General features: G+C 61.3%; 13 protein-coding genes and 1 pseudogene. 1 reads left to right on the plus strand and 13 read right to left on the minus strand.

Going from position 1 to position 12,752, the window contains the following annotated elements; translation table 11 throughout:
- Nucleotides 1-19 precede the first annotated feature (19 nt).
- Nucleotides 20-763: a Crp/Fnr family transcriptional regulator gene (locus EN738_RS01680; protein ID WP_091595785.1), complete on the minus strand. Its 744-nt coding sequence runs from the start codon at nt 761-763 to the stop codon at nt 20-22.
- Nucleotides 764-914: 151 nt separating this feature from the next.
- Here EN738_RS01680 and hemN point away from each other — a divergent pair, with 151 nt between their 5' ends.
- On the plus strand, nt 915-2,264 hold the full coding sequence (gene hemN, locus EN738_RS01685) for an oxygen-independent coproporphyrinogen III oxidase (protein WP_091595897.1): 1,350 nt from the start codon (nt 915-917) through the stop codon (nt 2,262-2,264).
- Between the two features lie 236 nt (nt 2,265-2,500).
- Here hemN and EN738_RS01690 read toward each other — a convergent pair whose 3' ends face one another.
- The 12 genes and pseudogenes from EN738_RS01690 to EN738_RS01745 form a co-directional block, all read right to left on the minus strand.
- A complete protein-coding gene (locus tag EN738_RS01690; protein ID WP_029354949.1) occupies nt 2,501-2,743 on the minus strand; it encodes a DUF2274 domain-containing protein in 243 nt (80 codons plus the stop codon).
- A 12-nt stretch (nt 2,744-2,755) separates the two neighbouring features.
- Nucleotides 2,756-3,970 carry a TrbI/VirB10 family protein gene (locus EN738_RS01695; protein ID WP_091595787.1) on the minus strand — a complete coding sequence of 405 codons (1,215 nt, stop codon included), beginning with the start codon at nt 3,968-3,970 and terminating at the stop codon, nt 2,756-2,758.
- A gap of 11 nt (nt 3,971-3,981) precedes the next feature.
- Complete coding sequence (trbG, locus tag EN738_RS01700) at nt 3,982-5,007, minus strand: P-type conjugative transfer protein TrbG (protein ID WP_029354945.1); 1,026 nt, start codon at nt 5,005-5,007, stop codon at nt 3,982-3,984.
- Nucleotides 4,997-5,728: a conjugal transfer protein TrbF gene (gene trbF / locus EN738_RS01705; RefSeq protein WP_095520370.1), complete on the minus strand. Its 732-nt coding sequence runs from the start codon at nt 5,726-5,728 to the stop codon at nt 4,997-4,999. Before trbF ends, trbG begins: the two co-directional genes overlap by 11 nt.
- Nucleotides 5,729-7,051 carry a P-type conjugative transfer protein TrbL gene (gene trbL / locus EN738_RS01710; protein ID WP_127282190.1) on the minus strand — a complete coding sequence of 441 codons (1,323 nt, stop codon included), beginning with the start codon at nt 7,049-7,051 and terminating at the stop codon, nt 5,729-5,731. It abuts the gene before it with no gap.
- Between the two features lie 33 nt (nt 7,052-7,084).
- Nucleotides 7,085-7,810, minus strand: coding sequence for a P-type conjugative transfer protein TrbJ (trbJ, locus tag EN738_RS01715; RefSeq protein WP_091595793.1), 726 nt, complete (start codon nt 7,808-7,810; stop codon nt 7,085-7,087).
- Nucleotides 7,807-10,257, minus strand: coding sequence for a conjugal transfer protein TrbE (gene trbE / locus EN738_RS01720; RefSeq protein ID WP_029354937.1), 2,451 nt, complete (start codon nt 10,255-10,257; stop codon nt 7,807-7,809). Before trbE ends, trbJ begins: the two co-directional genes overlap by 4 nt.
- Complete coding sequence (locus EN738_RS01725) at nt 10,251-10,523, minus strand: VirB3 family type IV secretion system protein (protein WP_024502852.1); 273 nt, start codon at nt 10,521-10,523, stop codon at nt 10,251-10,253. Before EN738_RS01725 ends, trbE begins: the two co-directional genes overlap by 7 nt.
- A complete protein-coding gene (locus EN738_RS01730) occupies nt 10,523-10,831 on the minus strand; it encodes a TrbC/VirB2 family protein (RefSeq protein ID WP_024502851.1) in 309 nt (102 codons plus the stop codon). Before EN738_RS01730 ends, EN738_RS01725 begins: the two co-directional genes overlap by 1 nt.
- 12 nt (nt 10,832-10,843) lie before the next feature.
- Nucleotides 10,844-11,812, minus strand: coding sequence for a P-type conjugative transfer ATPase TrbB (gene trbB / locus EN738_RS01735; RefSeq protein WP_091595797.1), 969 nt, complete (start codon nt 11,810-11,812; stop codon nt 10,844-10,846).
- Nucleotides 11,809-12,222, minus strand: a complete 414-nt coding sequence (locus EN738_RS01740; protein WP_029354930.1) for a CopG family transcriptional regulator — start codon at nt 12,220-12,222, stop codon at nt 11,809-11,811. Before EN738_RS01740 ends, trbB begins: the two co-directional genes overlap by 4 nt.
- A gap of 116 nt (nt 12,223-12,338) precedes the next feature.
- Nucleotides 12,339-12,752, minus strand: a pseudogene (locus tag EN738_RS01745) (conjugal transfer protein TraG); the annotation flags it as partial.

Consider the following 12,752-nt stretch of genomic DNA (forward strand, 5'->3'; position numbering starts at 1 on the left):
GCGACATGGGCCTCGCCGCTTAGGGCCGCTCGCGTCCGCCGCCACAGCGCTTCTCCAGACGGCTTATGCTGTCCACCGTCACATGGCGTGCGTTCTCAATCCGAATCACCCCGTCAGCCCGCAATCGCGTCAGTTGGCGGCTCACGGTTTCGTTGGTAATTCCAAGGAAATCAGAGATTTCGGCACGCGTCAGCGGCAGATCGAAGGACGCTGACCTGGAAGCCGCGTCGAGACTGGAATCGATATTCCGGGCCATCATGAGGAGAAAACTCGCCACCTTTTCCGGAGCTGTCTTGCGCCCCAGCGTCACCATCCACTCGCGCGCCTCATCGAGTTCATTCAGCGTCTGTTTGAGCAGGCGATGCTCGAATTCCCGTGACGCCTTCATCATCCGTTCGACGGCCGCTCGCGGAAACGAGCACAGCGTGACTGCTGTTGCCGCTTCCGCATTGATCGAGCTTTCCACCTTGAAAGGACGTCCCAGAAAATTCGGTGCAAACTGGAGACCGACGATCTGCTGGCGCCCATCCGACAGGCTCTTTGATAGCTTTACCACGCCTGAAAGCACGTTCGAGTAGCTGTCGACGTTCTGTGCCTCGCCGGTCAACTCCATTCCTGACTCGATCCGGCGACGCGAGCAAGTCTTGGCGAGCCCAACCAAATTGTCTGGATCGAGCGCACCGCAGACACCGCGACGCCGTGCCTCGCAAGGGAGGCAAAGAACAGGAATGCCGGAAGTATGAATGTCTTGCCGAAAGGTCATGCGTTCGCTTTACCCGATCCTAACTGCCGGCAGGATACCCATCCAGGGTAGAGAAGTCCTGCGGCGGTTTGTCCATGCGCGCGGCTGATCGAGATCAGGGTCTGCTTCAGCGATGCGTGCAGTGTTCGGCGGGCAACACGGTGAACGCGAGATGCAATCGGAAATAGCTGTCAAACTCAGCGAGAACGTCCCACGCTACACAAGCTATCCGACGGCGCCGCATTTCCATTCCGGGGTCGATGCTGCCATTTACCGTGGCTGGTTGGAGGCGCTGGAAAGTGGCGACGAAATCTCGCTGTATTTGCACATTCCTTACTGCGACAAGCTCTGCTGGTTCTGCGCCTGTCACACCAAGCAGACGCACCAATATGAGCCGGTGGCCGCTTATCTGCGCTCGCTGAATGCCGAAATCGTCACGATTGCCGGTCTGGTGAGCGGCAAGGCACATGTCCGTGCAATCCACTTCGGTGGCGGTTCGCCAACGATGCTGAGGCCCGATGACATGGTTGCTCTTGGAGCGGCCTTGCGGGACAGCTTCGACCTTCTCCCGGATGCTACGGTCAGCATCGAAATCGGAACCAACGACATGGACAAGGCGCGCCTTGATGCGCTTGCTCAAATCGGCGTAACGCGGGCGAGCCTCGGCGTGCAGGATTTCGATCCGCAAGTGCAAAAAGCAATTAATCGTGAGCAAAGTTTTTTGCAGACCAAGGCAGTCGTCGACGGGGTTCGTTCGCGGGGCGTTGAATCGGTCAATCTGGACCTGCTCTACGGGCTCCCGAATCAGACACGCGAGACGATCTGTTCCACGGTGGCGCAGGCACTGACCTTGGAACCAGACCGGATGGCTCTGTTCGGCTACGCACATGTGCCCTGGTTCAAGAAGCATCAGACGATGATCGACGAGGCATGGCTGCCGAGTCCCACCGAGCGTTTCGCCCAATCTCAACTCGCGGCGCGGGCAATTGTCGCCAAGGGATATGAGGCAATAGGACTCGATCATTTCGCGAAGCCCGACGATGCGCTGGCCATAGCGGCCCGCGCAGGGGTTTTGCATCGCAATTTTCAGGGCTACACCGAGGATCGCTGCCCGACACTGATCGGACTTGGCCCTTCGTCCATCGGTCGTTTTCGCCAAGGCTACGTGCAGAACATGGCTTCGACTGCCGGGTACGGGCGCATGGTTGCGGATGGCGGGTTGGCTGCCGTCCGGGGCGTTGCCCTTTCCGACGACGATCGCGTCCGTGGCTGGATAATCGAGCGGCTGATGTGTGATTTTGCCTTCTCGGCAGTCGATCTGGTGGAGCGGTTCGGCAAAGCCGGCGAGAAGCTCCTTCATCGCTCGAGGTCCATCGCCCTCCACGATCCTGCCCGAGCGCTTGAATTCGATGGCGACAGTTTCGTCGTACGGGCTGAAAGTCGCCCCTTCGTTCGAACCATCGCGGCCAAGTTCGATACATATTTCAAAGGGGGAACGGCGAGGCACTCGGTGGCGGTCTGAGCAAAGCACAGTGCGCTCGCCGTTTGGTCGATCGCGAACCAGCTGCGTTTCATTTTGACCGCTCATAGGCGACTACCGCATCCAATCGAAAATGCAAACTTAGGCTGTTGCGCGGTATTTCCTTCCACATCCTCTCTTACGCATACCTGCATTCCAAGGTGTTTGATCCTATGCTTCGCGAGGAGCAGGTAGGCCGCGACAGCTAGGCAATGTTCCAGCTGCCTCTAGCGGAGGAGTCACGATTTTTCGGCAAGCTCCGTCGGCAGACCTTCTTTTCGGGCCTTGGCAAAGGCTCGGTCGCCTTCCAGAAACGCCGCCAGCATGAAAGGGATGAGTTCTGCCACGGTTTCAGACTGACGATAGGTCTGACGGTAAAGTGCAGCATACTCCTTGAGTGTTTGGCCCAGCTCCGCGCTGACGGTAATGGTGATCTTCGAAGCTGTTCGGTCTGGAAGCTTTCCAAGTTTCAGGTCAGCCATGGTAACTCCTGCTCAACTCGCGTATGGCCGCAGCACGATGTCCTTGTGCACGATGACGCGCAGTGGCCAACCTGGGCGGACGATGATGGTGGGCTGGATATTGAGGTTTTTTTCGGTGATGCGCTGGCCGGCTCGACTGGCGTTCTGCTGGGCTGATTCCCGGATCGCCTTGACCAGATCGCTCTCGTTTTCGCCGAGGCTGAATTCCGTGCCGACACCGAGCAATGTGGCAAGCGCCACCCCCTTGATCAGCTGCCAGGTGTGGAAATCGACTTTGTCTTCCAGCCCTGCGTAGCCGGCGGTGTCGCTCGCGGGCAGATTGTCGATTTCGACCGACGAGCCGTCGGGCAGCAGAATGCGCTGCCAGACCAGCAGCGCTCGCTTTTGCCCGAACGCGACGACGCTGTCGTAGACGCCGATAAGACGTGAGCCCTGCGGAATCAGCAATATGTTGCCCGTGACCGTGTCGTGCACATTCTCGGTGACTTGCGCGACGACAAGGCCCGGCAAATCGGAATTGATGCCGGTGATCAGGCTGGCGGCAATCACGCTGCCAGCCATCAGTTGATACGGCGAGATCGGCGTCTGCAGCGCATGCGGATTGTAGATCCCGCCAGTGCTCCGCTGGCTGAGGAAATCAAGCTTTCGCTGCTGATTGTTCTGGTCGCCTTCCGCCGGCGCCACCGAGGCTGACGCGCGTGCTGCTTCGGATTGGGGAAGTGCCTCAAATGGATGCTGAGCAGTTTGCACGCTCTCACCGACATCTGTCTGTTGAGCTCGATTTTCGACACGGAAAAGCACCTGCGATTCACGCGCTTCGATCGCCTGCTGCGCTAGACGCTGCTCCTCGGCCGAGATGTCTTGACCCGGCACGATGCCGAGCTGGCGCTGCCGCTCGAGGATGGGGCGACCGAGGTCGCCCGGCAAAGGTGGCCCAAGGACGGGAGGCTTCGGCTTCATGCCGGAATAGTCATGGGGAAGCGTATCGAGTCCCTCGACGGTTGGTTTGCGCTCAGTGCTGTAGGGATCTTCCGCCTGATCCCTGATGCGAAGGGCCGGCCCCTGGAGCGCCATCATGGCAACGCCGAACACAGCGCCGGATCCGAGCGCTGCGATCGCGATGATCACACCGCGCCTGAACCGCACCACGCGGCGGGGAGAGGCCCGAAGCTGCAGTTCCTCGGGATCCAGTTTCGGCGGGATGCCAGAGCGGGAATTTTCGATCATGAGCCCTCACCTCACCGGCTGGAACGCGAAAAGAGCGAGATCCGCCGTAGCGGTTGCCTGTCGTCAATCCTGCTGATGCGGATCACCTGCTGCTGCTTGGTGCCGAGGCGAAGTTCGGCCGCGGCGAAGAGCCGATCGACGATGTAATAGTTGCCGCGCACGCGATAGTTGACGAGCTCGCTGCTCCCATCTGCGCCGACGATGAAGAGTGGTGGCGCCTCGCCCTGATCTATGCGACGAGGGAACTCAATATAGACCTTGCTGCCGTCGTCGAAGGCTCGCGTCGGTCTCCAGGGCGGTGTGTCGCCACTGATCGAGTAGCGAAAGCGAAGGTTTTCGAGCGCGATATTCGACGCGACCGGTGTAACTGCCTCGGCTTGAGCATTGCGCTGGCGAAGCGCGATGATCTGGTCTTGGCTGTAGGTCCAGGAGATTGCCGCCATTGCTGTCTTCTCGGTGCTTTGAAGCTGCAAATGATAGGTCCGCCGGTCCGTCGTAATGACGACATTGGTGGCAAGACCCGGCGCGAAGGGTTTCACCAGAACATGGGTGCGCTGATTGTCACCGGTGCCGCTTGCGGTATCGCCTATGACCCAGCGCACGGTGTCGCCAGCCGACACGGCGGTTAGTTTCTCGCCCGGCTGCAGAGCGATGTCGGTCACGCGCTCCGGCGCGGCATAGAGCTGATAAAGCGCGCCATCGGTGAAGGGGTAGACTTGCACGGCATTAACATACCCGTACTTGGTGGGTTGCTGGGTCGCGGCTTTGTTGGCATCAGCGACGCGTTCTTCAGGGGGGCGCTTGTCCTCGGCCTTGCCGGACTCGGGCTGCAATTGGCCAGGCAGCGGCAGTGGTTTTGGCACCTCGACAATTCTAATCGGCCTCTCCGGCGCCTTCTCGATCGCGGCCGGTTTGAAGTCAGCAGCGTCATAGGAAATCTCAGGCGGCGGCACCTTCTTCGATGCACAAGCGGAAACGACCGCTGCCGACACCGATAGGATCAGCACGGCACGAATCGGTGACATTTTATCTTTCATTGGTGGACTCCGTCGGAGAAAGGGGGGGTGGGACGGCGCTGTCGAGCTCGCGTGACCAGTCAATGGCGTTGATGAAGACGCCGAGCGGATTCTTGCGCAGCTGATCCGTATTGCTTGGCGAGCGGATCACGATCGTGAGGATCGCAGTCCAGCGCATCGTGCTGGCAAGGCTTCCGCGCTCAAACACCTGCTCGGTCCATTTGACCTGGAATGAACTTTCGGAGGCCCTGACCACGCTGGTGACCTGTACCGAGACACTGCGCGTTCCGATCTGACCGAAGGGGTCGTTCGCCTTGGCGTATTCGTTGAGGAAGAGCGCTGCGCGATCGCTAGCAAAGTCGTAAGCTGCGAACCAGTTCTGCCGTACCAAAACCGGATCGGTGGAAACGGAACGGACATTCTGGATGAAGCGGCCGAGATGCCAGGCGATCTGAGCATCCGAGGGCTCATAATTCCGGATTGCCGGCGCGACGGCGCGCGTCTCGCCGAAGCCATCGACCTCGACGACGTAAGGCACGACACGGCTTTGCATCGACTGCCATACGAGTCCGCCGGAAAGTCCGGTCGCCAAGGCCAGGCACCCAAGGGCCATGAGCCGCCAGTTCCTGGCCTGCAGTCGAGATGAGCCGATGCGCTCGTCCCACAGCTGGGCGGCTTTTTGATACGGCGTGACCGGTTCGGGTGTTTTGCCGTAACGGTGCACGGGTCGCTTGAAGAGCATCTAGTCATCCTTGTCGTTGAGAGAGGGGTTGGCGCTGCCTCCCGGCCGGTCTCCGTCTCGGACAGCTTGCATGGCAGCGTGGCGATGTGCACGGGCGGTCTGTTCAGAACGTAGGCGCCTTGCCCACGTCGGCGCCGAAACAGTGGCCGAACCGGCAGAGCGCTCGGTCATTGACGCGGTCGGCGTGCCGCCGGTCGCGGTCCACGCGGCATCGCGCCCGGCATCGGCGTTGCGCCCAACACTTGCAGTGGCGGATCGCGCTACGCGTATAGCGGCGCCGCCAGCGGCACTGGTTACACCATGCATTCCAGCAGCCACACCGGAGAGGCCAACGTCGGGCGAGGTTGCGCGCCCGATCTGCCAGGACGTGGAAGCAGCCGATCCCATTGTTGTGCCGGCGCGGATGGCGGCGAGACCGCCGCTGGTTGCCATACGCGCGCCAGAAAATGCCGTGCCTCCAGCAACGAGTGATACACCCGCTGCCGCCGCGGTCGTGCCGAGGGCGGCGCCCGCGCCAAGCTGCGGTGCGCCTGAGACAAGACCCGACGCGATCCCCGGCCCAAAAATGCCAAGGCCAAGCAGTGCCAGTGCGCCCAGTACCTGGGACATGGCAGCGGCCAGATCCGGCTCCTTGCCTTGCAATGCGGAAGCGAACTCCCCGAAGAGCGTGGAGCCGATGCCGACAATGACGGCGAGCACCATCACCTTGATGCCTGACGAGATAACATGGCCGAGCACGCGTTCGGCCAGGAACGCTGAACGGTTCCAAAGTGCGAATGGAACCAAAACAAAACCTGCCAGCGTGGTGAGCTTGAACTCAAGGATAGTGATGAAAAGCTGGATGGAAAGGATGAAGAAGGCGATGATGACCAGGAACCAGGCCATCAGCAGCACGAAGATGGTCAGTGCGTTGCCGAAGATTTCCGGGAAGCCCAGGAGCTGACTGGCTTGGTCAAGCATTGGCCAAGCACCTTCGAAACCGGTCGCGGCAATGCGGCCCGGGCGCAGGAGATTGTCTGCCGACAGATTGCCGGCCGACGCATTAATCCCGAGACCGGCAAAAGAACGATAAATGATATCGGCGAGGTTCTTGAAATTGTTCAGGATGAAGGCGAAGACGCCAACATAGAGCACCTTGCGGACAAGCCGGCCGAGAACGCTGGTCTCCTCGCCGAGCGCCCACGCCAGGCCGGCAAGTGTGATGTCAATGCCGATCAGAATGGTAGTGAGGAAGGCGACGTCGCCCGAGAGCAGACCGAACCCGCTGTCGATGCAGCGGATGAAGGTCTCCATGAAGCGATCGATGACGCCAAGGTCGTTCATGCCGCTGCCTTCCTCGTCGTGATGAACTCGTGATTAATTGCCGGGATAAGCCGAGCCGGTACCCAAGAATCGCTTCGTCATCTCGCGGGCGGCTTCCTCTGACTGGGCCTTGCGGGCGGCATCCTCGGCCTCAGCTCGAAACTGCGTTGCGAGCAGCGTCTGGATCTGCATCTGCTGCTTTGTCGAAAGCGCTATCAGCTGGTTGGTGGCCTGGCTTGCCTGAAGCGCACCGGCCGCCCCTTGGCTGCGGTTGACGAGATCGGCGAGCAGATCGCCGTCGGCGCGGACGTTCTCGACGATTTGCGACTGGACCCCCATGGTCTGGCGGAACGCCTGCATGGCGCTTTGCCAACGCTCGCGCGCAGCACTCGCCACATCGCTGACCTTGATCGTGGCGTCGTAGCTTTCCGGATATTGGCTGCGCCACTGGTCTTGAAGCTTGCCCAGATCAAAGCTGAGGCCACTCGCCTGGTCCATCAAGCCGTCGATGCGATGGAGCGAACCGGTGAGTTGGCCAACGGAAGAGAAATCCAGACGCTGAAGATTGCGCGCCATGTTCTGCAGCATGGTCGCCTGATTCTGCAGCGACTGGATCTGGTTGTTGATCTGCTCCAGGGCGCGCGCGGCCGTCAGCACGTTCTGCGCATAATTGGACGGATCGAACACGATAAGGGCGTAGGCGGGCTGCACATAGTCGGCCATAGGCTTGGCGATCAGGGAAACGGTGATCAGGCCGGAGAGAAGGCGTCGCCGCATCATGCTAATTGCTCCTTGTCTGGTTGAGGGAATTGCTTGAGAAGTTCGCCGGCCCAATCGAGGCCGCGCGCGATCAGGAACTGCGAGGCAAAGCTGCCTTGCCCGTCTTCGGACAGGATCCTGTCGATCAGAGTCTGCGTGGCCGGATCGGAAGCACCGCAAAGCGCAAGAGCGATGGGGCCAAGCCCGAGCTCGAACAGACGGTTGCCGCGGCGCGATTGCAGATAATACTGACGCTTCGGCGTGGCGCGGGCGATCAATTCGATCTGCCGCTCGCTTAAACCGAAGCGTTCGTAGGCTGTGCGCGCCTGGGGTTCCACGGCACGATCATTGGGAAGGAAAATGCGCTGCGGGCAGCTTTCGATGATTGCCGGCGCTATGGCAGAGCCCGCGATATCAGCCAGCGACTGCGTAGCGAAGACAACCGACACGTTCTTCTTTCGCAGCACCTTCAGCCATTCGCGGATGCGGGCGGCGAACAGCGGATTGTCGAGATAGACCCACGCCTCGTCGAGCATGATCAGCGTGGGCCGTCCGTCGAACCGTTCCTCAAGTCGCTGGAACAGATAGGTAAGCACCGGCAGCAAAGCGCCTTGGCTGTGCATCAGCTCCTCGGTCTCGAAACACTGCACATCCGACAAGGCCAGCCCATCATGATCGGCATCGAGCAGGCGGCCGAAGGGACCGTCGAGCGTGTAGGGCATCAATGCGGACTTCAGCGCATTGGATTGAAGCAGGACCGAAAGGCCGGTCAGTGTGCGTTCCTGCGCCGGCGCGGTGGCAAGGCTGGCCAGCGCTGACCAGATAGCCTCCTTCACCTCCGGCGTGACGGTGACGTTCTCGTGGGCAATAAGGCTGGCGATCCATTCGGCCGCCCAGCTTCGGCTAGCCTGGTCGTTGATGCTGCGCAGTGGCTGAAAGGCAAGGGAACCGTCCGCTCCTAGCGCGTGGTGTTCTCCACCCATGGCAAGTGTTGCAGCACGGGCCGAATTGCCTTTGTCGAAGACATAAACCTGGGCGCCGGCATAGCGCCTGAACTGCAGAGCAATCAGAGCAAGCAGAACCGACTTGCCGGCGCCGGTCGGACCAACAGCCAGCATGTGGCCGACATCTTCGACGTGGGTGGAAAGCCGAAACGGTGTCGACCCGCTGGTCTCGGCAACGAGAAGCGGTGGCGCTTCGGTTTGGGTGACTTTCGCGAGATACTCGTTTGTCGCAGGACCGGCCCAAACCGACGACAGCGGCATGAGATGGGCAAGGTTCAAAGTATGAACGAGCGGTTGGCGAACGTTAGCGTAGACATGGCCAGGCAATGAGCCGAGCCAAGCCTCGACCGCATTGACGCCTTCTCGGATCGTGGTGAAACCGATCCCATTGATGATGCGCTCGACCGCGCGAAGCTTCTCTGCAGCGGCTTGGCGATCCTCGCCCCACACCGTCACGGTCGTGGTGAGATAGCCGAAGCTCACATGATCGCCGCCCAATGCCTGAAGGGCTTCGTCGGCATCGAGCGCCTTGTTGTCGGCATCGCTGTCGACAAGCGGGACCGGCTCGTTGGTAATGACCTCGCGTAGGATTGCCACGATCGATTTGCGCTTGGCAAACCACTGCCGGCGCAACCGCGTCAGCGTCTTCGTGGCTTCCGTTTTCTCGAGCGGAATGAAGCGCGTCATCCAGCGATAGGCGAAATCCTGATGATTGAGGGCATCGAGAATCCCGGGCCGGGTGAGGTTCGGAAAGCCGAGGATGGTCAGTGTGCGAAGATGCTGCTCACCCAGCATCGGCTCCAGGCCACCGGCAAGCGGCGCATCGACCAGGATGGCATCCAGATATATCGGCGTTTCCGGGACCATGATAGGATGGCGTCGAGGCGAAATCGTGCCGTGGAGATAGGTCAACGTCTGAGCATCATCGAGGACGCGTACTTCGGGCATGAAGCCCGAGAAGAGATCGAGCACGCGGTTGGTCTCGTCACGGAACCTCGCCAGATCCTGGCGCCAGTCTCTTTCTCCTTGGGAATAATGAGAGTCGACGAGCGCGCTTTCCGCGCGCGCCTGGGCGTCGGGCGGTGGCATAAACACTAAGGTCACATGATAGCGGCTCTCGTAGTGCGCTACCTTCCCCTCGAAAGCAGCGCGGCGTTCTTCGTCGACCAGCCACGACGCGGCGTCAGGAAAATGCGAGTTCGGATAGCCCAGCGCTTCTATGCGCTCGGCCTCAAAGAACAATGCCCAGCCAGAGCCAAGGCGTCTGAGAGCATTGTTCGCCCGGCCGCAAATGCCGACGAGTTCAGCCTCCGTCGCACTTTCGAGATCCGGGCCGCGGAACCGCAACGTCCGCTGAAAGCTGCCGTCCTTGTTGAGCACGATGCCGGGCGCCACCAAGGCAGCCCAGGGTAGATGGTCGGCAAGCCGGTCGGCTTTGCTTCGATATTCCGAAAGGTTCAGCATGCAAGCCACCCCTTCAGACGAAGGTGGCGCACAAGCACGCTGGCGAAGTCCGGATCGCGTCTTGCGGCAAAGACCGCTAACGAGTGGCCCGCGATCCAAAGCACCAGACCAGCAATCCATTGCTGCAAGCCGAAGCCAATGGCCGCGGCCACTGTACCGTTGAGGATCGCCACCGCGCGCGGAGCCCCGCCGAGCAGGATCGGCTCGGTCAGCGCCCGGTGGACCGGTACTGCGAAGCCCTCGATATGCTGCTCCCCGGCGGCCATCAGACGAGCGCCCCACCACCGAAGGAGAAGAAGGAGAGGAAGAAGCTCGATGCCGCGAAGGCGATCGACAGACCGAAGACGATCTGAATCAGGCGCCGAAAACCACCGGCGGTGTCGCCGAAGGCAAGCGTCAGGCCGGTGGTGATAATGATGATCACCGCAACGATCTTGGCGACCGGTCCCTGCACCGACTCCAGGATCTGCTGCAGCGGCTGCTCCCACGGCATGCCGGAGCCGGCCGCATAAACGGGGGCCGTGATAAGAAACGCGAGCGCTGTGGACGAAAGAAAGCGAAGCTTCTTGCGCATGAGGAAGGCCTTTCAAAGCTGCTGGAGTTGCGAAAGCGTGAGCGGGGCAACGGCGTAATCGCCGCTGCCGTCGAGACCGGTGACCTCGGCGATTGCGTCGATGTGGCGCGACGAGCCGCGGCCGGCGATGAAGACGAGCAGGTCGACGGCATCGGCGATGAGGCGGCGGGGAACGGTGACGACTGCTTCCTGTGCGAGCTGCTCGATACGGTAGAGTGCGGAGCGCGCCGAATTGGCGTGAACCGTGGCGATGCCGCCGGGGTGCCCGGTGTTCCATGCCTTCAGCATGTCGAGTGCTTCCGCACCTCTTACTTCGCCGACGATGATGCGGTCGGGCCTGAGCCGCAGCGTTGAGCGCACGAGATCGGCAAGGGTGACCGAGCCCCGCCTCGTTCTCAGGGCAACGCAGTCCCTGGCCGCGCACTGCAGTTCGCGCGTGTCCTCGATGAGGATCACCCGCTCGTCGCATTCTGCGACCTCCGCCAGCAGCGCATTGGCAAGGGTTGTCTTGCCCGAAGACGTGCCGCCGGCGACCAGGATGTTGCGCCGCTCGCGGACTGCCCTCTTGAGCACATCGACCTGCAGCGGCAGCATGATCCGGTCCGCGACATAGTCGGCCAGCGTGTAGAGCTTTGCCGCTGGTTTACGGATGGCAAAGCATGGCGCGAGCACGACCGGCGGCAGCAGACCCTCGAAGCGCTCGCCCGACGGCAGTTCGGCACTGACAATCGGATTGTCCGCGTGCGCCTCGACCCGCACATGGGAGGCGACCAGGCGGATGATGCGTTCCGCCTCGGACGGGTGCAGATGCACGCCCGTATTGACTCGGCCCTCGCCCAGCCGGTCGAGCCGCAGCGCACCGTCGGGATTGACCATCACCTCGATGACGGACGGATCGGCAAGGGCTTCGGTGATTGCCGGACCCAGGGCGGTGCGCAGCATGACACGCCGCCGGTGGTCGGCCTCGGGATGAGAGCTCATCCTTCCCCTCCCCCACCATTGTCTTTGCTAAGCGACCTTTTGCCGGAAGCGATCTGGCGGCCGACCTGCTCAACGAATTTGTCAAAACGCTCCTGGGCAATCGCCTGGGTCGCCCTGTCCGGCACAGGCGTGTGGGCATGAAGCGTGATCGAAAAGCGGATGAAGAGCGCCAGACTCTCCAGGATCACCTCGGCATCGCGCCTGACGTGGGCAAGGTCGCGGGAGAGCCGGTCAAGCCTTACGCCGTAGCGCCGATCGAACTCGTTCTCGCCACGCCGCTCGATGAACGCCTCGACCGCCTTCGCCACGATCGCTGATTTGGTCGTTGACGGATCGCGACTGAGGTTGTCCAGTTTCTCGCTGAGCTCCGGCTCAAGCAGAAACTGATGGCGAATGCGGTGGGGCTTCATGCGGCTCGTTCCGACGGCCCGGCGTTGCGCCGGCGACGGGAGAAGGATCGGCCAGACGCTCAAAATTGCTTATGGCCGTTATCTACGCTGAGATGCGCTCTGCAACTCAGCGGACTTCAGAAGCCGGGAATGACATCCTTGTCGTCGCCCCTGCCCTCGTTGATACCGTAGGCGCGGGCCGCAGTGGAAATCCGATCCATGACACGCTTGTCCGCGAGCGCTTCGCTGTCATCGTCTGCGGGCTTCAACAGATCGGCCTGATCGGGCTCTTGAGAGACAACAACGTCTTCTACGGGCAGGCTTGGATGGCGTTGCTGCTGAACGCCTCCCTCGTCTTCAACTGGCGCGTCGGCGCTTTCGTCGTCCGCAGCAAGTCGGCTATCGACGCTGCACACTTGTCCAGTCCAGCCGTCCGGGCGTGATGCAGGGCAGTCCGCATAGGGACCGTCGCGCAGCACCGGCGCAGGCAGCACCCGGTCTGTGAAATTCTGATCCTGATAATAGCGCAGCTTCTTGGCGCGGATCGGCGG

Origin of the sequence: Mesorhizobium sp. M4B.F.Ca.ET.017.02.2.1, from assembly GCF_003998955.1 — a bacterium.
In the GTDB taxonomy this organism is placed as follows: Bacteria; Pseudomonadota; Alphaproteobacteria; order Rhizobiales; family Rhizobiaceae; genus Mesorhizobium; species Mesorhizobium abyssinicae.